The organism is Acinetobacter sp. YH12138, assembly GCF_015218525.1.
GTDB lineage: Bacteria > Pseudomonadota > Gammaproteobacteria > Pseudomonadales > Moraxellaceae > Acinetobacter > Acinetobacter amyesii.
Genome location: NZ_CP048670.1, coordinates 1,196,605 through 1,220,306, shown reverse-complemented (window position 1 = coordinate 1,220,306; position 23,702 = coordinate 1,196,605). Strand labels below are relative to the sequence as shown.

The window sequence follows — 23,702 nt, the reverse complement described above, 5'->3', positions numbered from 1 at the left end:
ATTTACATTTCAACATCCAGCATAAATGTGTGTGTACAAAATGAATAAAACCGTAGCACTTCGTGGTTTATTGAGCTTTGCTCTAGCAGCTTGCATGACTCAAACTGTGGTCGCAGACAATGACTTCACTCAAGAAGAAGCCAATACCATCGTAAAAGAAGATATTGCATCTGCACAAGTCATGTTAGAAGTATGCCCTGCGATTATTGGTCAAAATGCAAAATTTGATGCCAACATTCAAGCACTCACTAAAACATATCTTGCTGATTATTCTGATAAATCAATGACATTAGAAAAATTACAGTCTGACAGCGAATATAAATCAGTTCTTGAAGAAGCGCGTCAAGCTGCTAAAGAAACTGATAAAGCTGAGCAAAAATCAGTTTGTGATGACGTTTTAAGTTATGAAGGTTAATTGATCATTGAACTTTGGACGTCCTCTAAATAGGTTAGTCCTTATTGCATCACCTGCCAAAAAAAGGATGAAGCCTTATAGCCTCATCCTTTTTTCTTTCACAATGTATTGATTTCTAAACAGCTTCAATACAATTTTCTACTGATCTCTACCAGAAATACGATTAAGCTAGGCAAATAAATTTTAGCTATTTGATATCTTTTAGGTTATTTAAATGAAAAACTCCTTTGTAAAATCTCTTTGTGCCCTTAGCCTTTCTACTTTTGCTTTCACTACCATGTCTGCACATGCCGCAGATGAAAAAATTGAAGTTACCCCTACACCTCAAGTGACCAGTCAAGAACTTGCAGCTATCTATGTACTATCTGAAGTCTGCCCAAAATTGGTGAATGACAAAGATCAACCAAAGTTTGAAGCGGGTTATGCAAAATTAGCTAAAGAATATATGCCGAATGAAAAGAACCCAGTAAATGCTTTACAGCAACTCAGCAAACAGAAAAGTTTTAAAGACGCTTTAAAAGAAGCGCAGTCTGATGCGAAGAAAGCTGGCGATAAGAAAAATGGTGCGATTTGCAAAGAATTGACTGCTTACAGCAAATAATACCAATTGGTTACAATACTTTTAAAATAAGCGCTTGCACCCCATAGCAGTCCGCCTAGCTTTGTCCTAAAATGCTAGGCTCTTTGTGCTTATACCTAAGTTATTGGAACCACCCAGAATGACCCGAAAAACCGCCCTTGCCGCATTACTACTTGCACCTAGTTTTTCATTCGCGGCAACTGTCCTTTCTGCACCACCTGAATTAAATAATAAATCTTATGTGCTGATGGACTATGAGACAGGGCAAATCCTTGCTTCTAAAAATGAAAACGAAAAATTAGCTCCTGCTTCAATGACAAAAATGATGACCAGTTACATCATTGAGCAAAAGTTATTAAGCGGTGAACTAACTGAAAATGAAAAAGTACGTATGAATGAGTCGGCTTGGTGTCGCGGCAGCAGCACTGAGTCATGTATGTACGTTCCGCTCAACGGTACTGCAACTGCATTAGAAATGTTACGTGGCATTATCATTCAGTCGGGTAACGATGCTTCTAAAGCTATGGCAGAACATATTGCTGGCAATGAAGGCACCTTTGCCCACATGATGAACCAAGAAGCGAAACGTATTGGCATGGTGAATACTCAATTCATCAATGCGACAGGTATGCCAGCTGAAGGTCATTTCTCGACTGCCAAAGATATGGCGACTCTAGCGCAACATATCATTCATGACAGTTCAAAATACTATCCGATCTATTCTGAAAAAGAATTTACGTTCAATGGCATTAAGCAAGGCAACCGTAATGCCCTGCTTTATACTGACCCAAGTGTAGATGGTTTAAAAACTGGTCATACTGAAGAAGCGGGCTATTGCTTAACGACTTCAGCTAAACGTGGTCCTTTACGTTTAATTTCAGTGATCTTTGGCGCGCCAAGCATGAACGAGCGTGCATCTCAAACACGTGAAATTTTAGCTTGGGGTTATGCAAACTTTGAAACTGTAAAAGTTCAACCTGCTAAACAAGTGCTTGCAAAAGCAAAAGTTTGGTACGGTAAAGACAATCAAGTTCAAGTAGGTCTAGCTGAAAACTTTAACGTGACGATGCCTAAAGGCGAAGCGAACGCCATTAAAACTCAATTGGTTGTTCAACCTAAATTGACTGCTCCTTTAAAACAAGGTCAAGTGGTTGGTAAATACGTTGCAACGCTTAATGGCAAAGTCATTGCTGAAAAACCACTTGTAGCTCTACAAAATGTTGAAGAAGCTGGTTTCTTTGCAAAAATGATTGATCACATCAAACAATTCTTTAGCAACTTATTCTAAGTTTGATAAAAACTCGATATTAAGACTAAAGTGAAAGCATCTAGATTTCGGTCTAGGTGCTTTTTTATTTTATACTGCCTAAAAACCTGTAGATGACTTTCCTATGAGCCAAAACATTCGCCCTTATTTAGACAATGTTCCACGTATTGCTGACTCTTGCTATATCGATGAAATGTCAGTGGTGATTGGCGATGTTGTATTGGCTGAAAATGTCTCTGTTTGGCCATTTGCTGTGATTCGTGGTGATGTAAACCATATTCGTATTGGTAAAAACTCTAATGTGCAAGATCACTCAATGTTGCATGTGAGTCATAAAAAAGCCGATAAGCCTGAGGGTTCTCCACTGATTATTGGTGAAGATGTCACAATTGGTCATCATGTAAAATTGCATGGCTGTACTATTGGTAATCGTGTTTTGGTGGGTATAGGTACGATTATTTTAGATGATGTAATTGTTGAAGATGATGTGATGATTGGTGCTGGTTCACTGGTTCCACCTAATAAGGTTCTAGAAAGTGGTTATTTATATGTGGGCAGTCCCGTTAAGAAAGTTCGACCTTTAACAGATAAAGAAAAAGCGTTCTTGCCTTATTCAGCGCAGAATTATGTGAAGGTGTCGGGGAATTATAAATAAAATAGATTTTGCATAAGATTTTTATGTAAAAAAATGAAAACTCAGGTAGGTCTAGCATTACTTGCTATTGTAGCAACTAATGAAAATATTTAGAGAAATGCAAGTGTTCTAAATTTATTAGAAAAAAACTTAAAAATAGAAAATGAAGTCTGTAATAAAAAAATTTGTAAAAAATCAGTTTAATCAAGAAAACTTCATCTTTAATTAAAGTTGAAATGCAAATGGGATATGAAGCCAAATTAGATGGCGGAATAATTTATCCAAATCCAAGATTTACAACACATACATTCACATTAACTTCGGCTGCTAGACGTATTTCATGAAAAAATATCTAATTTTAACTATTCTTTTTAGTACAGTTTTCACTATAACTGGATGCTCTAATGCACAAGAGATTCCAAAGAAAAATGAAGTTGTAGAAGAACAAAAAATATCCCTATCAGATGATATTATCATCCAAAAATACAGAACATTAATGAATGATATAGACATTCATAACCCTAAATCTAAAGAAAAATTAAAAAATATTTTATTAGATGTAAAAAAAATCCAAGCTCAAAATGAGCGAGAAAAAATAGAAATGAATATTTATCTCTCTTTAGACATGTATCAAGAGGCTTATGAATTAAATAAGAAACAACTCAATGAGAGACCAACTCAAGCTAAATTATTTAAGCACTGTGAACTAATGCAAATTTTGAAATATCCGCAAAATGACCTGCGATCTTGTCAGAGTAAAGTAGCAGAAGGTATAAGGAATGAATTAAAGACTATCCCCAAAGATGATCCAGCCTATCCGTATGCTAAATGGGGATATTTATTAGCTATGTATAAATCAGGACATGGTGAGTATAAAGAACAAATGGAAAAATTCATTAACTCGACTACAGATGAAACAATGAAGTTCCAATTTCAGGGTTCTTATGAAATGGCAATTGAAAGTAACAATTGAAATAGTGCATGTATTAGGGTGTGTTGACATTTACAGCCGATAAATTGAGCTAAAGAGGCAACCATATAAATATACAAGCTAAAGCAACAGCGCTTTGATAGTTACGTTTTAGCTTATCGTATCTTGTGGCAATTCCTCTAAATTGTTTTAATCTACAAAACGCATTTTCAACTAAATGTCTGATTTTATACATATACCAGTCCATATCATCATTGCTAGATTTGGCATTTGATCTTCGAGGAATGTTTGCTTTCGTATTACTTTCTCTAATTTTCTTTTTGAAACTTTCTGAATCATAGCCTTTATCTGCACATAGCATTTCTGACTCTGTTAAATCTAATTTTGATACAAGATCAGGTGCAACCTTAATATCATGTGAAGTTCCATCTGAAATAATAAATTCAATAGGATTACCATTTGAATCGATTGCTAAATGTATTTTTGAACTATTACCACCAATACTTTTGGAAATACTTTGATTCTTAATACCGGCTGAATGTTGATGCGCTCGTACATGGCTCCCATCGATAAAAATCCACTCTTTATCAGCATGCTGGCTGAATAATTTAAAAATATTCATAAACTTACTATTTTTAGACCATCGATTATATTTCTTAAAAATAGAATTTGATTTACCAAACTCTTGAGGTAAATCACGCCAAGGACAGCCTGTTCTAATTCGAAATAAAATCGCTTCAATAAAATTCCGTAAATTTAATTTGAGATAAATATTAAAGTGACGGAAAATAGCAAGTAACTTGGACCAGTGTTGATCATTTAGCATTGTTCGAGGCATAGCGAGTGTAAAATTGGGTTTGGCGATTTAATTTTACTATCTCGCTATTTTTTTAATCAACAAATGTCAACAGACCCTAATTATTTTTTAATATTAATCATATCCATATTACAAAAAAAGCCTATATCAACTGTTCAGGGCTTTTTATGATTCATTGTTTCCAACCCCATTTATGAAACAGTGTTCCATAAATATCTACGCTAAAAAATATCTCTCTCCAAAGAATTCACCTCCCATCATAGCCACCGCTCCCTAAATTTTGTAGAATAGCGTTTTTACCCCATGGTGCTTTTCTATGACCGCTTGGACTGCTCACGTCACTGTTGCGACAGTCGTTGAAAAAGACGGAAAATTCCTATTTGTTGAAGAACATACAGAAGGTGTGACCCATACTGTATTTAATCAACCTGCAGGTCATGTCGAAGCTGGCGAAACCATTATTGAAGCAGCCATTCGAGAAACCATGGAAGAAACAGGTCACGATGTAGAAATCATGAACCTCCTAGGCATGTATACTTATACTCCCCCGATGTTCCCTGATCGTACTTATTTCCGTTTCTGTTTCTTAGCTAAAGACATTCAGTACCATTCCGATGCACAGTTAGACACAGGTATTGTCGGTGCAGTATGGATGACGCTTGATGAACTCATTGAGTCTGCCCGTGCGCGCAGTCCATTAGTCATCAAAGCTGTACAAGATGCTCTTTCAGGTCAAAAATTTCCTTTATCGCTCATTTACGAGCACCAAAATTCTCCCTTAATTTCAAATTTGGATGCTTAATCCTATGCAACAACGTGTCATCGTCGGTATGTCTGGTGGTGTAGATTCTTCTGTATCTGCAGCACTTTTACTTCAACAAGGTTATCAAGTTGAAGGTCTTTTCATGAAAAACTGGGAAGAAGATGACGGCACGGAATACTGTACGGCAATGGAAGATCTTGCCGATGCTCAAGCTGTTTGTGACAAAATTGGTATCAAACTTCATACCGCAAACTTTGCGATGGAATATTGGGACCGTGTCTTTGAGCATTTCTTAGAAGAATATGCCGCAGGTCGTACACCAAACCCAGATATTCTCTGCAATAAAGAAATTAAATTCCGTGCATTTCTAGACCATGCTGTGAACTTAGGTGCTGACTTTATTGCGACAGGCCATTATTGCCGCCGTGGTGAAACGCTAAAAAATTCACGTGGTGAAGAGTATGCACCTCTACTACGTGGCCTAGACAACAATAAAGACCAAACCTATTTCCTACATGCAGTGCATGGTCGTGAAATTAACAAAACTTTGTTCCCTGTAGGTGAAATTGAAAAACCACAAGTGCGTAAAATCGCTGAAGAACTTGGTTTAGCCACTGCGAAGAAAAAAGACTCTACTGGCATCTGCTTTATTGGCGAACGTCGATTTAATGACTTCTTAAAGCAATATTTACCTGCTCAACCCGGAAAAATCGTCTTAGACACGGGTAAAGAGGTTGGTGAACATCACGGCTTAATGTACTATACGCTCGGCCAACGTGGTGGCATCGGTCTTGGTGGTCTAAAAGGTGCTGAAGAAGGCGCTTGGTTTGTACTGCATAAAGATATCGAAGGTAATCGCCTAGTCGTTGGTCAAGGTCATGAACATCCACTCATGCAAAGCACCATTTTATGGTCTGAAGCGATTGATTGGGTGGCTGGTGAACAAGAGATTCCTGAAACAGGCTTCCGCTGCACAGCGAAAACTCGTTATCGTCAGCCTGACCAAGACTGTACATTATTTAAAGACTCTACAGCGCCAAATGGTGTGCGTGTCGAATTCGATGAGCCACAACGTGCTGTTACACCGGGTCAAAGTGTGGTGTTCTACACCGGTGAAGTTTGTTTAGGTGGCGGTGTGATTCATCATACCAATGCGCCTAAACCGGATTTTATTGTATAAGGATTGTTTCGGATGACAGAGTTACCGTTTCAACAGCCTCAGACTCTGAATACTCGCCAAAATCGTGCATTGGCGTTAGCTGCTGTATTTCAAGCAACACAGCTGACTCATATGACTGCATTGACTGGGCAACAGAGTATCGGAGAAAGCGGTAACTTTTATTTTGAACATCTCATTAAAGCCAGTTTAAATATCCGTCCCAAGTCGAATCAGTCTAGTCAGACGCTCGATTTTTTTAGTGGTTTGGCGGATATTTCACTGGGTTTAAAGACCTTAGAAAGTAGCATTACTCAACCCTTCAATACATCTCCCAAATCTAGACTTCCTAAACTTGCCAATACCAAGCTACCCATGACGTATGCGATGGCGTTATTGCAGTTAGAAAAGAAAGTCTACAGCAATCCCCAATTTGTCGAAATCATTGAACAATCCCAACAAAAAATCCTAAGACAGCTTTCCTTTTTCGATAATAATTATTTACATCCAAGTATCATTGCCAATTTAGCGCAAACCTATATTGAAACTGCTGGCCAAATTAATCCACGTATTATGGTTCGTGGTAATGCCGAAGCATTTAAAGACACCTCTCATACCAATCGCATTCGCGCGACATTATTCACAGGCTTACAAATGGCTCACTTGTGGCGTCAGCTCGGCGGTAGCTCATGGGGTATGATTTTCAGTAAGCGCAAGCTACTACAAGATATTCAAGATCTTGCCCGTTTACAGTATCAGGTGGTTTAACTGATGCAGTACGGGCTTTTTGTTTTACGTTTAATTCCAAAATTTAAGGAATCGCTATGAACGCTTTAACCGCACTTTCTCCATTAGATGGACGTTACGCAAGCAAATGTGATGCTCTACGTCCCTTCCTCTCTGAGTTTGGTTTAATCCATGCTCGTGTGACTGTTGAAGTGCGTTGGTTACAAGCGCTTGCAAACCGTCCTGAAATCACTGAAGTTCCAGCGTTCAGTGCTGAAACTAACGCTGCGCTTGATGCAATTGTTGCGAACTTCTCTGAAGACAATGCAAACCGCATTAAAGAAATTGAACGTACAACAAACCATGACGTAAAAGCCGTTGAGTACTTCTTAAAAGAGCAAATCGCACATATCGATGAGCTTAAAAATGCAGGCGAATTCATTCACTTCGCATGTACATCTGAAGACATCAACAACTTGTCTCATGCTTTAATGCTTAAAAATGGCCGTGAAGTTTTAGTTGCAGCTATGCAGCAAATCATCGATTCAATCGTTGCTTTGGCTGAACAACACGCTGAACAACCAATGTTGTCTCGTACACATGGTCAAACTGCAAGCCCAACAACTTTGGGTAAAGAAATGGCGAACGTGGCTTACCGCCTTGCACGTCAAATCAAACAATTCAAACAAGTTGAACTTTTAGGTAAAATTAACGGTGCTGTAGGTAACTACAACGCGCACTACTCTGCTTACCCTGAAATTAACTGGCCTGCGCATTCACAAGCATTTGTTGAATCTTTAGGCTTAAAATTTAACCCGTACACCACTCAAATCGAACCACATGACTACATGGCGGAACTTTTTGATGCGCTACGTCGTTTCAATACGATTTTGATCGACTTTAACCGTGACGTTTGGGGCTATATCTCACTTGGTTTCTTCAAACAACGTTTGAAAGAAGGCGAAGTTGGTTCTTCAACAATGCCACATAAAGTTAATCCAATTGACTTCGAAAACTCTGAAGGTAACTTGGGTATTGCGAATGCGGTATTGGCTCACCTTGGTGAAAAACTTCCTGTATCTCGTTGGCAGCGTGACTTAACTGACTCAACTGTGCTTCGTAACATGGGTGTTGGTTTTGCACAAAGCTTGATTGCATTTGAAGCTTGTTCTAAAGGTATTGGCAAACTTGAGTTGAATGCTCAACGTATTCTAGAAGACCTCGACCATGCTCAAGAAGTGCTTGCTGAACCAATTCAAACTGTTATGCGTCGTTATGCAGTTGAAAAACCATACGAAAAACTTAAAGCCCTCACTCGTGGTCAAGCAATGACTCGCGAAATGATGGTTGATTTCGTAAATGGTAATGAGCTTGAAGCTGTTCCTGCTGCTGACCGTGCACGCCTTGCAGAAATGACACCTGCGACTTATACAGGTAATGCATCGACTCAAGCAGCAAACATTAAAGATCTTATTTCTAAAATCTGATTTTAGATAGATCAAAAAAACGAGGCATCATGCCTCGTTTTTTGTTTCCACCTATATACTCCTACTCCCTTTGGGATGAAGAGCATGCTCCGCAAGAGGATGAGAATTTCCACCTCCAAACCCTCTTATACAAGGAGAGAGAAAATTTAGAAGTAATTTTATTCTGCAGGGCAATATTTCGCCCAATCATCTTTCATCCGTTGTAATTCACAGCCTGTTAAAACATCTGAATAATAAACATAATATGTGGCATCGGGATATTGAATCTCATGCCGAAACATCATGCCGCGCAAAGACACAGAGAGCTCTTCTGGAAAATCATCTGTTGAATTAAGTTCTTCAAACTCATAGTTAAAATAACAATTTTGAGTCGCAATAAATGCCTCAACAACGACCATAGTTACTTCCAAATACTTAAACATCGATATTCATCTGAGTTTAATACAATCTTTTTAAAAATACTTATCCCCAGCCGCAAACTAAAGACATTTGAAAAAATAATGCACAAATTCTAGCGCCGTCTAACTAACACTTTTCATCGCATTATGGCTATACTTGCCGCGAATTATAACCACTGCACACCGATAAAAATTTTGAGCTTTGCCTTTTCATGATTGATTTCAAATTAAAACTTAAGCACATCTTAGCTTTTGCGTTATTAACGCTTGCCATTGTGATCGCCAGTATCCAACCTTTAGAAATGGAAGCGTATATCCTCCATCAAATCGGCACAGCGTTTATGCTGATCGTGTTGCTCGTTTTCCTCTATAAAATAGGGCTAACTTTCACAACAGTTTGTCTGTATCTTGGCTTTTTACTGATTCATGTCATTGGTGCCCATTATTTATATTCTTATGTGCCTTATTCTGAATGGACACAAGCTCTCCTCGGTTTCAACCTTGACCAAAGCATGGGATGGACCCGGAATATGTATGATCGGCTTGTACATCTTGCCTATGGTTTGCTGCTCTACCCGTTCTTTTATCGCATATTTCAAATCTGGCTACCGCAGTTAAAAGCCGGAACACTCTTTTTATTGGTCGTACAATTCGTCATGGCGACCAGTTTATTTTATGAATGGATCGAATGGCTGATTGCCATTGGCTTATCACCAGAGGACGCTGAAAATTACAATGGGCAACAAGGTGATATTTGGGATGCGCATAAAGATATGCTGCTTGCAACATTTGGTGCGATGATCACTGGCGGCCTTTTATATTTCAATATGAAAAAATCTTAAATAAAAAAGCACTCATCCGAGTGCTTTTTTATCGCTATATTCATGAATGGATGTATTAATAATTAATAGAGTGGTAGCACATTTAAGGATTGATCTAAAGGATCTAATGTGCCCCATGCTGTTTGGAACGCTGCATTCGAAACTGCTGTCCCACCCGATACCGTATTGATGGACGCATTTAAATAAGATGAATCATCTGATATTACATCAAGAGCATTGTTTGGCTCTTGATTGTTCAATAAGCTGTTCAAATCGATTTGATCATCAGAAATAAAAGAGCTTATTTCGTTTAAGCCAAAGCCCGACACACTGTGCTGCGCAAGTACATCAAACACAGTATTATCATCTACTAACTGCGATGCTTGATCATGTAATTCATTCGAAGCCTGTTCTTCTGAGATCAAGAATAAACTCACTTTGGCAACTGTCATCGCTTCGACGGTAAAATCAAATGCTGAGCTTTTGGCACTGGTATTTCCAGCTAGATCCGTTTGGGTAAAACTATAGCTATACTTACCTGCCGCTAAGTCAGATTCTGGTGTATACAACCATTTTCCACTGGTATCTGCTTTGACCGTTGCCACTGCGACGCCATTTTTATAAATGGTGATCGTGGCATTTGCCTCACCTTTGCCTTCAAAACTTGGGGTTGAATCTTGAGTGCTCTCCCCCTGTTTAATGGTGAGCTTTGTCGTCTCGCGATCATCATACACAGTCGTCAATGTCGGCGCGGAAGGAGCAATCGTGTCCTTTGTTCCAATGACTTGCGTGCTCTTTGAGCTATTGCCAGCGGCATCTGTCGCAGTCACTTGGACAACGTTATTATCCGTAATTGCGCTGCTTAATTTCACCGTATAGCGACCATCGTCACCTACAGTTACGGTACCAAGCGTATTTCCTGCACTGTTTTTAATGGTAATTTTGGCACCAATTTCAGCGTTTCCTGACACTTCTGTACCATCTGTATTGATTGTTGCTGTTGGTGCAACGGGTGCCGTATTATCCGTTCCGGCAGTGACATTTAACGGTATCGATTGATTGCCTGCTGCATCAACCACAATCATGGTTGCCTGATTACTGTCCGATAGAGCTGGGGACAATGTAATTTTAAATTGACCATTTGCATCTACCGTAGTGGTGGCGATGACTTGTAAATTTGCATCTAAAATTTTAATAGTACTGTTGGCTTCGGCGATACCAACAAGTTCAGTTCCGGCTTTATTCACTTCAATCTTAGGTTGATCAGGTCGAAGCGTATCTTTGCCCATCTCAACTGACTGCGCTTCAGATTTGTTGCCTGCTTTATCTTCTACAATGACTTTAGCCGTCTCACCTGCTTGTAAAGTATCACTTAATGCAATGGAGAAATTGCCATCACTTGCCGCAGTCACAGGCCCACCTAAAAGTGTTGTGCCATCTGCAGCATAAACATAAACTTTTGCACCCGCTTCGGCAAAACCAGAGACAAACTTACCGCTTTCATCTACTTGTGCATTTGCAGCATCTGGAGCAATAGTATCTTTGCTACCCGTTAAAATCGTCGATTGAGAACTATTTCCCGCCTTGTCTTTCGCGTACAAAATCACGCGATTGCCGTCTGTAATCGCGTCATCTAAAGTAATTTTATAGTTGCCATCGGCATCTGCTTTAGATTGACCAATCGTATTGCCTTTCGCATCTACGATATAAACCGTTGCACCAGCTTCCGCCTTGCCGGACACGACTTTTCCATCACTATCAAAACTTCCAGTTGGCGTACTTGGTGCTGTTTTGTCATTGCTAGAGGATTGTTCATCTTCTTTGTCAAAAGCCAGCAGATATACCGCTTCTGCACCCAAGATCGCCAATCCTGCCTTAAGTAGTGATGGCGAACCATCATCTTCACTTGCAACTTCCGTAGCTTGAGCAGGTGTTGTTGCCTGATTTAACTGTGTCGATGCAGATAAAGGCTGCGCAAATTCATTCACTGAACGATAACTCACCGTTTTGCCATCGACATCCATTTCGACTAGCTCAAATTGCTCTGGCCCACTATGTAAAACCAAAGAATTATCAGAGCTAAATTCATCTGTATAAAAATGATCAATCACGATTTTTTGACCATTTTTCAGGGTAATCACACATTGATTACCTACCCTATGGATCGACTGAATATCGGCTGGCTTAAGTTCTAACTGAATAACGGACGGTTGAGATATTTGTATTTTTGTGGCCTGAGTTTCTTTTAAAATCGTTTGATCTTTCTTTGATATCACGACAATTTTTGTCATTTCGCCCTCAGTGTTATTATGTAATAAACATCTAATAAATAATTAGTTAAGTACCTTATCAAATTGGTGCTGAACAGACAAACCATTCTGGATGTTAATTCATCAGAATTATTTTTATTTAATTTTCCACCTTAAATTCTACGCCAATAACAGCGGTTTCTATGGTTCTATCCATTTTAATATTTTAGATTCAGCCAAGTTTGGATAATCAAAATTATCTAAGTATTTATAAAGGATTGCTGTGTATTAGCCGCGCTTGCTGCAATTTTCAAAGTAGTGTCATTTAGAATAAAAAAAGCTCACCGAAGTGAGCTTTAAAGACATCATAACAAAAACGATTTTAGAGTTTAGGATCACGCAACTGCACGAGACTCGAATTGGCTTTGCTCAATGACTCCATCACTTTAGACATGACTGCAGGAACCAATGAATCCGCAATTTGTGCTGCTTGTAAGCCCAACTTCTCACCAAGTGTTGGCTTTTTGCGGGTTTCAATCATATATACATCATGTTGTGGCATGAGACTTAATAGATATTCATCTGACGTTTGCAGTTTGTCGACTAGATTAAGATCAATGGCATCTTGCCCATACCAATGCTCACCTGTTGCAACTTTATCGACATTGAGTTGAGGACGGTATTTTTCAACAAAGTGTTTAAACAAGTTATGCGTTTGCTGTAACTCTTCTTCAAATTTAGCTTTACCTTCAGCCGTATTTTCACCAAACATAGTGACGGTACGTTTGAACTGACCTGCTGTATACAGTTCAAAATCGATATGTTTTTCTTTCAATAAACGGTTAAAGTTTGGCACTTGTGCAACCACGCCAATCGATCCCACAACTGCAAATGGAGCTGAAACTATTTCATTTGCAATGCAGGCCATCATATAGCCACCACTTGCAGCAACTTTGTCCACACAAATGGTTAAGTTAAATCCAGCATCACGTAAACGTACCAATTGTGCTGCAGCCAGACCATAGCCATGCACCATCCCGCCTGGGCTCTCTAAACGTAAAACCACGCGGTCGCGCCCAGCTTTTGCTGTCGCTAAGATTAGGGTAATTTCTTCACGTAGACTTGTTACCGCAGATGCAGCGGTATCACCATTAAAATCGATTACATAAATTTTTTGGTTATTCTTTTTACGTGCGCGCGCTTCTTTTGATAATTGTTGGCTTAGTTGCAGCAGCTCAAGTTTAGATGCAGTCGTTTGCGCAATTTTTTTTCGTTGTTCATTAATACGTGCATTTAAATGGCTTACACGAATTTCCGCAGGCAACTTGGGATTATGAAATAGCATAAAATTGAAACTCATTTAATTCATATTTATGTTGTATAACATGTGGGTTGCGTCACAAAAATTCAATCTATTTTTTGAAAATAATTCTCAATGAGCCAAATTGAGCATTTTATTTTTATCAAGACTTTTTGACCTAATTATTGACTTCATAAAAAAAGAGCCTTTCGGCTCTTTTTTAGACAGACTAGATTAGCCAAAACGCCCGGTAATATACGCTTCAGTCAATTGATGATCCGGTTGAGTAAAGACTTTTTCAGTGGAATTGACTTCAATCAAATCACCCAAATGGAAATATGCGGTACGGTCAGATACACGTGCTGCTTGTTGCATCGAGTGCGTCACAATCGCAATGGTATATTGCGCTGAAAGTTCAGTGATGAGTTCTTCTACTTTAGCTGTTGCAATCGGGTCGAGTGCTGAACATGGTTCATCCATCAAAATCACTTCAGGACTGACTGCAATGGTTCGTGCAATACATAGACGTTGCTGCTGACCACCTGAAAGCCCCGTACCCGGTTGGTTCAAACGATCTTTCACTTCATCCCAAAGCCCCGCTTTACGCAGGCTATTTTCAACTATTTCTTCCATGTCATATTTATCACGTGCCAAACCATGAAGTTTTGGACCATAAGCGACATTATCAAAAATTGACTTTGGAAATGGGTTCGGCTTTTGGAAAACCATACCTACTTGGGCACGCAGTAATACCACATCAAGATTTGGATCATAGATGTCTTGATTATCCATGAGCACTTGTCCTGTCACACGACAAGAATCAATCGTGTCATTCATACGGTTGAGCGTACGCAGGAAAGTTGACTTACCACAACCAGACGGTCCAATAAAGGCGATCACTTCATTTTCATAAATGTTCAGATCAATGCCTTTGATCGCTTCAGATTCGCCATAGTACACATGCACATCATTGCTACTGATTTTCACATTGCTCGATTTCGCATCTTTTTTCGCGCTAGATTGCGTATCGAATTGTGACACAAACGCAGTATTGGTTTGTTTTTGGCTGCCCTGAGCAGAGGTAAATTGTGTTTGTTCTGGATTCACGGATTTATCCTGATATAAGGAATTCTTTTCAGTTGTAATGACGCTATTCATATAATGCCCTCAATTACCAGCGTACTTCAAATTTCTTACGTAACCAGATGGCTAAACTGTTTAAGCCGATCATGAGAGCAAGAAGTACAATGATTGCTGCTGCGGTACGTCCTTCAAAGAAGTTACGTAGCTCATTACCTTGCCAAAGGAAAATTTGTACAGGTAATGCAGTGGATTGATCTAAAGGAGTGGCTGGTACACTTGCCACAAAGGCACTCATACCAATCAATAATAATGGAGCAGTTTCTCCTAGGGCTTGCGCAACACCAATAATGGCACCGGTTAAGATACCTGGTAATGCCAGTGGCAAGACGTGGTGAAATACAGTTTGTAAACGTGATGCACCCAAACCTAAAGCGGCTTGACGGATCGATGGAGGAACAGCTTTTAAAGATGCACGTGTTGTAATAATTACGGTTGGTAGTGTCATTAAACTCAAGACCAAACCACCAACCACTGGTGCCGAAAGCGGCATGTGCATCCAACCAATAAAAATCGCAGCACCGAGCAAACCAAAGACAATCGAAGGAACCGCTGCTAAGTTGTTAATGTTGACTTCGACAACATCGGTAATCCAGTTTTTAGGTGCAAATTCTTCTAAGTAAATTGCGGATGCTACACCGATTGGAATCGAAATAATGATCACGATCAGCATCATGAAGAGTGAACCCATAAACGCCCCTGCTAAACCTGAAGTTGCAGGTGAGCTACGAGAGTCTGGATTTTTAAATATTTCAGTATTAAATGAGTTGGTGATAACACCATCAGCTTTAAGTTTATCTGCAAGTTGGCGTACTTCTGGGCTCAATTGTTGCTGTTCATCAGGCAAGCTACGGTCAATATTACCAGCCAACCAGACATCGACATTAGCATCTGCAAGGATTTTAAAATCTTGTTTTTGACCAATCAATGACGGATCTGCCATTACCATGTCACGTAAGCGATAAGCTTCTGAACTTGTATATAAACTGTTGAGATCATCACGTTGTGAGGCAATCGCTGGATCTTTTGCTATGATGCCATTTACGATCAGCGCATCCCAATCCACCATGCCCATTTCAGTTTGCCAAGCAATGTAACGCTCTTGGAACTGTGCAGGTGATTCACCTTCTTTTTGAATTGGTTTCGCACCAACATTGACAATGTTTGGATCAAAAAACACAGGTACCGTCATTGAGCTTTGCCAAAATGCAGGTAAACCTTTGGCTAAAATACTACCAAACAATAGCACGACGAAAAATAAACCAGTCACTACTGCACTAAAGCCCAAGACACGGAAGGTCTTTTCTTTACGATGTCTTTTCGCCAAAGAGTTTTCAATGATTTTCTTACGTTTTTCACGAAGCTCAGCGGCTGCATGTGAATCAAATTTTTGATCCATGTTTGATGTATTCGTTGTACTCATTCGTATTGCTCACGGTATTTACGCACAATGTACAGTGCAACAATATTCAGCCCTAAGGTAATCACAAACAGTGTTAAACCGAGTGCAAAAGCAACCAATGCTTGAGGACTCGCAAAGTCTGTATCACCTGTTAATTGGTTTACGATGGTAATGGTGACTGTAGACACTGCTTCGAGCGGATTAATGTGTAGTAAAGGACTGTTCCCTGCTGCAAGTACCACAATCATGGTTTCACCAATTGCACGAGATGCTGCCAATAAGAATGCACCGATAATGCCCGGCAAAGCTGCAGGTATCACTACTTGGCGAATCGTTTCTGATTTTGTTGCACCCAAACCGAGTGAACCGTCACGAAGCGCGCGAGGAACTTGAGTAATGATGTCATCAGATAATGATGAAACGAATGGGATAATCATAATCCCCATCACAAAGCCTGCTGTTAGAGCACTGGTTGCATTAATATCGAGTCCAATATATGCGCCAAGCTGTTTTGCAAAGGGTCCAATAATCATTAAGGCAAATACACCGTAAACGATGGTTGGAATACCTGCGAGAACTTCTATGGCAGGTTTTGCCCAAGCACGGAAACTTGGCTTTGCATATTCAGCCAAGTAAATAGCAATCATCAAACCAACAGGAACAGCAACCAATAGCGCAATACCACTGACCATGAGTGTGCCCCAAAGAAGTGGCAGCAAACCATAACTACCTTCGGCATTCCCTGACGTACTAAAACCGGGGTTCCATTCAGTGCCTAAGAAGAAATCTAGTGGACTGACAAAACTAAAGAAACGCATGGCTTCACTAAACATCGACATCACAATGCCAACTGTTGTCAGGATGGCGACACCGGAACATAATGCCAATGCGATATTAATGACTTTTTCGACTTGGTTACGTGCACGATATTTTTCTGCGATGCGGCGTTTAGCCATGACTAAACCAATCAATGCCGCACAAATCACAACGGCCAATTTTGCATATGAGCCGATGCTTTCAATTTTCTTTAACTGTTCTGCTGCTGCAAGTTCATATGCAGCTGGCGTATCACTTACTCCAAAACCAGAAGCAATCGCTTGAACGCGGTCAACCATTACGCTCGTGCTTGCAGGATCTAAACTTAAACGAATATTTTCAGGAACATTATTTAAAATAACATGTTGAAAAATACTCGGTTCAACCAAGTTCCAAACAATCAAGATTAAAAAAGCGGGAATCCCACACCATAAAGCGACCAAAACACCATAATAGCCCGGTCGAGAATGCAGCATTGCTGAGTTATTGCCTTTACCTGCAAGTTTACGACTCTTGGTTAAACCAACTTGATAGGCAATGGCAATAATCGCTAGTAACACACCAATGAGGAGCAGATTCATGTAATCTCCACTGTTTCTTCAATTACACATTTTGAAAAAACTGTTTCTTTGCAAAAAAACCAATGGCAGGTCGACCCTGCCATTGGCTATTTCCATACTTTATTTAACAGCTTTACCCGCTTTAAAGTTTGCAAGAACTGCAGCGCGTTCTTTATCAGACATTGAAATTAAGCCTGCTTTTTCTAACTTAGAACCTTTACCAGATACTTTTTTGCTTACAAAGAATTCTGTAAATTCTTTCAAGCCTTTGATGGATTTAAGATGTTCACCTTTCACGTAGAAGAACAATGGACGTGATACAGGGTAAGAACCATTCAGAATTGTTTTCTCAGATGGCGCTACATTATTCACAGTTGCTACACGTAACTTGTCACGGTTTTGGTCATAGAAACCTAGACCGAATACACCTACAGCGTTAGGTGAAGTTTTTAAGCGTGCCAATGTCTCTGTATAGTCACCAGCAATTTCAATTACACGGCCATCTTTACGGAATGTAGAACATGCCTTTTTCTTTGCATCTTTATCTAGCTTCGCAAATGCTTGGTAAGTTTCACAGCCAGCATCTACCATTTTCTCTTGGAATACTTCACGAGTACCGTGATTTGATGCAGGAATAACTAAAGTGATTGCTTCGTTTGGTAAAGTTGGGTCGATTTGATTCCAACGTGTGTATGGGTTTGGAACCAATTTACCTTTTGAAGGTAATTCAGCAGCAAGTGCAGCAAATACGTGCTGTGGGCGAAGTTTGAATGCGGCTTTTTTAGCGTTTGATGCAAACACGATACCGTCATAACCTACTTTAATCTCAAGAACTTGGTTTACACCTGCTTTTTTACAAGCAGCAAGCTCAGTGTCTTTAATTTTACGAGATGCATTAGCAATATCGATAGTGTTATCACCAACGCCATTACAGAATTGTTTCAAACCACCAGAAGTACCACCAGAACCTACAACAGGTGCTTTAAATTGTGGGAATGTATTACCAAACTCTTCTGCAACAATACTTGCGTAAGGCAAAACTGTAGAAGAACCAGCAATTTGGATCGTGTCACGAGCTGCATTTGCAGTTGTTGCAACAGCTGCCCCTGAAAGTGCCAACGCAATTGCGATATGATTGAAGCGCATTCTCATCTCTCTTTATTGATGCATTTATTGGAGTACGCCACTTTCTAATAAAGTCTTGTACTTTTTCGATATACGCATTTTGATTTTAGAGTATGACAGTTAGGTTACATCTTTATGACGCTTTTATGATAATTGATGATTGCTCATTGATTTAAATATAATTCTTTATTTTTCAATACGTAATAAAATTTATCAAAGTATTGGTCTTATATATTTCTACTTTGATATCCGTAAGAATTCATATCACTGTCATATTTTGTCTTATTTTCTTTTTTCAAATTCTCCTCTTTTTCTGAATGATACACATTTGCATGTTCGATTTTTTATTCCATGTTATTCCAATAATTGAAATTTCATTACATTTTTAGTTAGCTCAATATGCAAGTTTACATAAAAACAGAGCCTAAAATAACCAGTAAAGCCATTGCGACATTTAATCCAGGCTTGCCTGTGCATATGACTTTTGAAGAACATGACTGGCACTTACTTGCGAAATATTGGTATCCGATTGCACTCACTCGAGACATTACAAAACAGCCTTATGGCACCATGCTTTTAGATATGCCGCTCGTTATTTATAAAATGGGAGATGAACTGATTGTAGCTAAAAATGCCTGCCCATACCGCGACGTACCTCTAAGTTTAGGCAAGAATGATGGTCAAGGCGTGGTCTGCCGATATCGTGGCTTACGCTTTGATGAACATGGTCATTGCAACCGTATTCCTGCACATCCAGAACACAAAATTTCACCTCGCTTTAACTTGCGTACTTATGCCGCTGTTGAGCGTTATGGACTGATATGGTGCTCACTTAGTGCGCCTAAAGGTACTGCATCAAATATCCCTGCAATACCATATTGGGATAAATCCGAGTTTCAGCAATTGGTATGTCCAACGGTCGATTTTCAATGTTTTGCAGGCCGGCAGCTTGAAGGTTTTATTGATGTTGCGCATTTTGCATGGGTACATCCCGATACGTTTGGCGACCCTGCAAATGTAGAAGTACCTGACTACACGACCATCGAAACAGAAACTGGCTTTAATGCAGACTATTGGAGCAGTGTTGGGCGCTATCCAATTGGTTTAGAACAGCGCGGACAAGAGGGTTTCCAATGGCTGCGCCATTTTGAAATTCATCTGCCGTTTACTGCAACGCTGACGATTCATTTTCCAAATAACAGCAAGCAAGTGATTATGAATGCGGCTTCACCGATGACTGCTCGTTCTACCCGTCTATTTGCTCCCATTTGCCGCAATTATGACAAAGACTTACCTGTCGAAGATGCTTATGACTTTAACCTGAAAATATTTGAGGAGGACCGTTTGGTCTCTGAATCGCAAAAGCCTGAATATTTACCCTTAGATTTAAGCATCGAAGCGCATTTTCCATGCGGACCGCAGTTCCAGCATGTACCGCAAATTATTGCGTAAAAAAGGTTTTAGTCCATTATTTGCGGCATAACATCAATATCGTATTGCATTCACCTCACCCTAACCCTCTCCTACAAGGAGAGGGAAACTCCTTTACAAGCCTTATATTGGTTATAAATATTGTGGTATCTCATTCATCAAATGATAAACATCAATGAATATCGCGACTGGCGACAGGGATGTCACTATAAGGTAATGGTCACATGGATGTACCTTTTACCTGAGAAGGATTTTAGATACTTTGATCCCTCAAAGTAACAATCTGCCTACTCAGTAAACTATCATCACTCAATGAAAAATTGCGGCCATGCAATAAATTAAGCGCCTTTTCATTTTTTAAAAAAAAGGAGCTCTTACGAGCCCCTTCTTCTACAATTACAAAATGACAATTAGTCAATTGCAGGTGTATATGTACCATCAGCGATTGGGCCTTTGATACGATCCGCTTCTGCTAGCACAAGAGCAAGCAAATTCTTCACGTTGTCTAAAGTCGCTACTGGGCTTAAAGTCGTCATTTTCAATGATTGAACTTGACCTACTTTAGTTACACCAATATTCGCTTCACCCCGAGCAAACAATTCGTCTGCAACGTTTTGGTTCAATGTATCTAACAATTCAGCTGGGTAACCTGCTGGTACTACACGGAACAATACCGATGCAAATTGAGGATCAACCAGCATTTCTAGACCGTCAGTGGCAGTAATATAGTCTGCAACATCACGTGTTAGACCTACACCATGATCAATCATCGAACCGTAAAGCTCTTCACCTAACGCTTCAACCGTCATCCACAATTTCAACGCGTCAAAACGGCGAGTTGTTTGTAGTGACTTAGATACTAAGTTAGGAACGCCATGCTCTTCATCATAAGCAGAGTTTAAATACTCAGCTTCATAATGCATGAAACGATAGTTCGCTTCGTCTTTCAGCAAGAACGCGCCACATGAAATCGTTTGGAAGTAATGCTTATGGAAATCAAGCGTTACCGAGTCAGACAGTTCAATACCATCTAACATTGAACGATAGTCATTTGAAAGAATCAGTGCACCGCCCCATGCTGCGTCGATATGCATCCACGCGCCATACTTGTTGGTGATTGCACGCACTTCTTTCAATGGGTCAATTGCGCCTGCATCGGTTGTACCCGCAGTTGCAACCACACATGCTACAATTTTACCTTCAGCTTGAAGGTGCGCCATGGTTTTCTCAAGCGCGTCTATATCCATGCGTGCATTTGCATCTACAGGAACAGTGACAACAGATTGGAAACCCATACCCATCATGGCCATGTTCTTTTGCACAGAGAAGTGTGCATTTTCAGAACAGATCACTTTTACGTTACGCATTGCTTCCGCAGGTACGCCATCACGCTGAACAGACCACGGGTTACCGTTTTCGTCTTTCCAGTTTTTAGCAATACATGCATCACGTGCAAGCAAAACGCCCATCAAGTTTGACTGCGTACCGCCAGAGGTGAATACACCTGCTTGACCTGCACCATAGCCAACTTTTTGGCGAAGCCAGTCAATTAACTGAACTTCCATCAATGAACCTGCAGGGCTTTGATCCCATGAGTCCATTGATTGGTTCGTTGCATTGATGAGCACTTCCGCGATTTGGCTTGTCACCATTGTCGGGCAATGCAAATGCGCTAAAGAGTGCGGGTGATGTACTTTTAAGCTTTTATTTAAGAAAAGCTCAACCATACGGTCTAGTGATTTTTGCACACCAATACCATCTTTAGATGGATTGAAAGCAATTGCACTACGAAGCTCTTTAATGCTACCGCCGGTGTACATTTTGTCATTTTGCAACCATGCAGAAACGGCTTTAACCGCTTCGCCCATTGCTGACTGGTAGTCAGCAATGGATTGTGCATCATTGCAGAATAACGCTTTACGATGTTCTGCAAAATCTACCATGTCTTACGCGCCTCGAGTTGCAACAAGTGCTTCAGCAAGTGCTTTCTTGAAGCGAACGATCACTTCTTCACATTCAGCTTGATTGATGATCAATGGGCAAAGTAAACGAATGACAGTACCGTTACGACCACCTTTTTCTAACAACAATTTGTTGTTGAAACATGCTGCTTGAATTGCTGCTGCCAATTGAGAATCACCTGGTAAAGACCCCATGTGATCTGCTTTTTGACGTTCATCAACAATTTCAACACCAATCATCAAACCACGGCCACGTACGTTACCGATACATGGGAATTCTACCGCTAATTTTTTAATTTCAGCTTGTAAGAAGTCACCACGCTCTTGTGCATTTTGCGCAAGATTTTGCTCTTTGATGGTTTTGATTGTTGCAAGACCAGTACCCATAGCAAGTTGGTTACCACGGAATGTACCCGTGTGACCCGCTGGTTGCCATGCGTCAAACTTACGTTTAATGCCCAATACTGCAAGTGGTAAGCTACCACCTACCGCTTTAGACATTACAATGACGTCTGGCTCAATACCTGCATGTTCAAAGGCAAACATTTTACCTGAACGTGCAAAGCCCGCTTGTACTTCATCAAGAATCAACACAATGTTGTGCTTTTCAGTCACTTCGCGGATTTTCTTTAACCATTTTACAGGTGCAGTCACTACACCGCCTTCGCCTTGGATTGCTTCCAAGATTACAGCTGCAGGTTTCGTTACACCGCTTTCTACGTCTTCAATGAAGTTTTCGAAATAATACGTTAATGCGTCTACACCCGCTTCACCACCTATGCCTAATGGGCAACGGTATTCATGCGGATACGGCATAAATTGAACACCCGGCATTAAGCCGTTCACAGCATTTTTAGCAGACAAGTTACCTGTCATTGCTAAAGAACCGTGAGTCATACCATGGTAGCCACCAGAGAAGCTAATCACTGAACTACGACCAGTGTATGTTTTTGCTAACTTAATTGCTGCTTCTGTACCATCTGCACCAGACGGGCCACAGAACTGTAGACAATACTCTTCTTTACCACCAGGTAATTGCTCAAGTAGTGCTTCAGTAAAAGCATCTTTTAAAGGCGTTGTTAAATCCAAAGTATGCAATGGGAGGCCACTTGCAAGTGTGTCTTGGATACTTTGAATGACCGCAGGATGATTATGGCCTAATGCCAATGTTCCTGCCCCAGCTAAACAATCGAGGTACTCTGTACCTTCAACATCAGTAACCCAACAACCTAAAGCTTTTGCTATCGCAAGTGGAAGTTTACGCGGATAGCTACGAACATTGGATTCCATCTGGCTTTGGCGAGTCAAATAGTATTCGTTAGTAGAATTAGTGGCAGGGTTTACAGAAGAAACGCTCATATCGAATTACCATCTCTGATATGGGTTAAAAGAAATAAGTCGGGTGACTTGCGGTCCTTTGACTCGGTGCTTTATGAGTTCCAGTTAGTTTTAAGAGCTCTCTATATAATGGCTAACTAGAGGGCGGATGATACAGACTTTTTCAAGAAAATAAATCACTTTTATGATCAAATAAAAAGATAATTTAGAGAAAAAACAGATCTATTCCATGGATATCTTGAATTATCATCTTACAGTGTGACAAAACAAAGAAAACCTTTTTATTTTATGCTTTTTTACAACTTATGAATGATTATTGTAATCATCAATTATTTAAACAACTAAGTACTGATTATTTAAATAAATAATTCATCAAGCACTACAT

At 39.9% G+C, this 23,702-nt stretch carries 20 protein-coding genes and 1 pseudogene; 11 read left to right on the top strand and 10 right to left on the bottom strand.

Annotated elements, in window-relative coordinates; genetic code table 11:
- The first annotated feature begins 40 nt into the window (after nucleotides 1-40).
- From G0029_RS05880 to G0029_RS05860, 5 genes are all read left to right on the top strand, one after another.
- The gene (locus G0029_RS05880) at nucleotides 41-415 is read left to right on the top strand and encodes an MCR_0457 family protein (RefSeq protein WP_111884222.1); all 375 of its coding nucleotides are present in this window, start codon (nucleotides 41-43) and stop codon (nucleotides 413-415) included.
- 214 nt (nucleotides 416-629) lie between these two features.
- Complete coding sequence (locus G0029_RS05875; protein WP_180107519.1) at nucleotides 630-1,016, top strand: MCR_0457 family protein; 387 nt, start codon at nucleotides 630-632, stop codon at nucleotides 1,014-1,016.
- A gap of 118 nt (nucleotides 1,017-1,134) precedes the next feature.
- Nucleotides 1,135-2,283 carry a D-alanyl-D-alanine carboxypeptidase PBP5/6 gene (gene dacC / locus G0029_RS05870; RefSeq protein ID WP_111884220.1) on the top strand — a complete coding sequence of 383 codons (1,149 nt, stop codon included), beginning with the start codon at nucleotides 1,135-1,137 and terminating at the stop codon, nucleotides 2,281-2,283.
- 103 nt (nucleotides 2,284-2,386) lie between these two features.
- A complete protein-coding gene (locus G0029_RS05865) occupies nucleotides 2,387-2,917 on the top strand; it encodes a gamma carbonic anhydrase family protein (RefSeq protein WP_180107520.1) in 531 nt (176 codons plus the stop codon).
- Between the two features lie 319 nt (nucleotides 2,918-3,236).
- Entirely contained in the window at nucleotides 3,237-3,869 is a 633-nt protein-coding gene (locus tag G0029_RS05860) for a hypothetical protein (RefSeq protein ID WP_180107521.1), read from the top strand.
- A 49-nt stretch (nucleotides 3,870-3,918) separates the two neighbouring features.
- Here the strand turns inward: G0029_RS05860 and G0029_RS05855 are convergent, their stop codons facing one another.
- A complete protein-coding gene (locus G0029_RS05855; RefSeq protein WP_180168141.1) occupies nucleotides 3,919-4,665 on the bottom strand; it encodes an IS5 family transposase in 747 nt (248 codons plus the stop codon).
- 295 nt (nucleotides 4,666-4,960) lie between these two features.
- Here G0029_RS05855 and G0029_RS05850 point away from each other — a divergent pair, with 295 nt between their 5' ends.
- Genes G0029_RS05850 through purB form a run of 4 tightly spaced genes read left to right on the top strand, consistent with a single transcriptional unit; the run spans nucleotide 4,961 to nucleotide 8,776 of the window.
- Nucleotides 4,961-5,446 carry an NUDIX hydrolase gene (locus G0029_RS05850; RefSeq protein WP_180107522.1) on the top strand — a complete coding sequence of 162 codons (486 nt, stop codon included), beginning with the start codon at nucleotides 4,961-4,963 and terminating at the stop codon, nucleotides 5,444-5,446.
- A gap of 4 nt (nucleotides 5,447-5,450) precedes the next feature.
- Nucleotides 5,451-6,587 carry a tRNA 2-thiouridine(34) synthase MnmA gene (gene mnmA, locus G0029_RS05845; protein ID WP_180107523.1) on the top strand — a complete coding sequence of 379 codons (1,137 nt, stop codon included), beginning with the start codon at nucleotides 5,451-5,453 and terminating at the stop codon, nucleotides 6,585-6,587.
- Between the two features lie 12 nt (nucleotides 6,588-6,599).
- The gene (hflD, locus tag G0029_RS05840; protein ID WP_194087879.1) at nucleotides 6,600-7,331 is read left to right on the top strand and encodes a high frequency lysogenization protein HflD; all 732 of its coding nucleotides are present in this window, start codon (nucleotides 6,600-6,602) and stop codon (nucleotides 7,329-7,331) included.
- A gap of 56 nt (nucleotides 7,332-7,387) precedes the next feature.
- A complete protein-coding gene (gene purB, locus G0029_RS05835) occupies nucleotides 7,388-8,776 on the top strand; it encodes an adenylosuccinate lyase (RefSeq protein ID WP_111884214.1) in 1,389 nt (462 codons plus the stop codon).
- Between the two features lie 158 nt (nucleotides 8,777-8,934).
- Here purB and G0029_RS05830 read toward each other — a convergent pair whose 3' ends face one another.
- Complete coding sequence (locus G0029_RS05830) at nucleotides 8,935-9,174, bottom strand: hypothetical protein (RefSeq protein WP_180107540.1); 240 nt, start codon at nucleotides 9,172-9,174, stop codon at nucleotides 8,935-8,937.
- A gap of 212 nt (nucleotides 9,175-9,386) precedes the next feature.
- Between G0029_RS05830 and G0029_RS05825 the strand changes: the two genes are divergently transcribed.
- Entirely contained in the window at nucleotides 9,387-10,016 is a 630-nt protein-coding gene (locus G0029_RS05825; protein ID WP_180107525.1) for a DUF2238 domain-containing protein, read from the top strand.
- Between the two features lie 62 nt (nucleotides 10,017-10,078).
- On the opposite strand, the gene G0029_RS05820 is transcribed toward G0029_RS05825, so the two are convergent.
- The 6 genes from G0029_RS05820 to G0029_RS05795 all read right to left on the bottom strand — a co-directional run bounded on the left by G0029_RS05820 (nucleotide 10,079) and on the right by G0029_RS05795 (nucleotide 18,608).
- The gene (locus G0029_RS05820; RefSeq protein ID WP_180107526.1) at nucleotides 10,079-12,286 is read right to left on the bottom strand and encodes an Ig-like domain-containing protein; all 2,208 of its coding nucleotides are present in this window, start codon (nucleotides 12,284-12,286) and stop codon (nucleotides 10,079-10,081) included.
- Between the two features lie 340 nt (nucleotides 12,287-12,626).
- Nucleotides 12,627-13,589: a protease SohB gene (sohB, locus tag G0029_RS05815; RefSeq protein ID WP_078190186.1), complete on the bottom strand. Its 963-nt coding sequence runs from the start codon at nucleotides 13,587-13,589 to the stop codon at nucleotides 12,627-12,629.
- Between the two features lie 189 nt (nucleotides 13,590-13,778).
- Nucleotides 13,779-14,702, bottom strand: coding sequence for a phosphate ABC transporter ATP-binding protein PstB (gene pstB / locus G0029_RS05810; RefSeq protein WP_218948117.1), 924 nt, complete (start codon nucleotides 14,700-14,702; stop codon nucleotides 13,779-13,781).
- A 13-nt stretch (nucleotides 14,703-14,715) separates the two neighbouring features.
- A complete protein-coding gene (gene pstA / locus G0029_RS05805) occupies nucleotides 14,716-16,107 on the bottom strand; it encodes a phosphate ABC transporter permease PstA (protein WP_180110047.1) in 1,392 nt (463 codons plus the stop codon).
- Nucleotides 16,104-17,483: a phosphate ABC transporter permease subunit PstC gene (gene pstC, locus G0029_RS05800; RefSeq protein WP_180023450.1), complete on the bottom strand. Its 1,380-nt coding sequence runs from the start codon at nucleotides 17,481-17,483 to the stop codon at nucleotides 16,104-16,106. Before pstC ends, pstA begins: the two co-directional genes overlap by 4 nt.
- Nucleotides 17,484-17,582: 99 nt before the next feature.
- On the bottom strand, nucleotides 17,583-18,608 hold the full coding sequence (locus G0029_RS05795) for a substrate-binding domain-containing protein (RefSeq protein WP_180107529.1): 1,026 nt from the start codon (nucleotides 18,606-18,608) through the stop codon (nucleotides 17,583-17,585).
- A 408-nt stretch (nucleotides 18,609-19,016) separates the two neighbouring features.
- Between G0029_RS05795 and G0029_RS05790 the strand changes: the two are divergent.
- Nucleotides 19,017-20,070 (top strand): annotated as a pseudogene (locus G0029_RS05790) (aromatic ring-hydroxylating oxygenase subunit alpha).
- 358 nt (nucleotides 20,071-20,428) lie between these two features.
- Here G0029_RS05790 and G0029_RS05785 read toward each other — a convergent pair.
- The gene (locus G0029_RS05785) at nucleotides 20,429-21,961 is read right to left on the bottom strand and encodes a pyridoxal phosphate-dependent decarboxylase family protein (protein WP_180107530.1); all 1,533 of its coding nucleotides are present in this window, start codon (nucleotides 21,959-21,961) and stop codon (nucleotides 20,429-20,431) included.
- A gap of 3 nt (nucleotides 21,962-21,964) precedes the next feature.
- Nucleotides 21,965-23,338 (bottom strand): diaminobutyrate--2-oxoglutarate transaminase, encoded by a 1,374-nt coding sequence (locus G0029_RS05780; protein ID WP_180035339.1) that lies wholly within the window; start codon nucleotides 23,336-23,338, stop codon nucleotides 21,965-21,967.
- Between the last annotated feature and the right edge of the window lie 364 nt (nucleotides 23,339-23,702).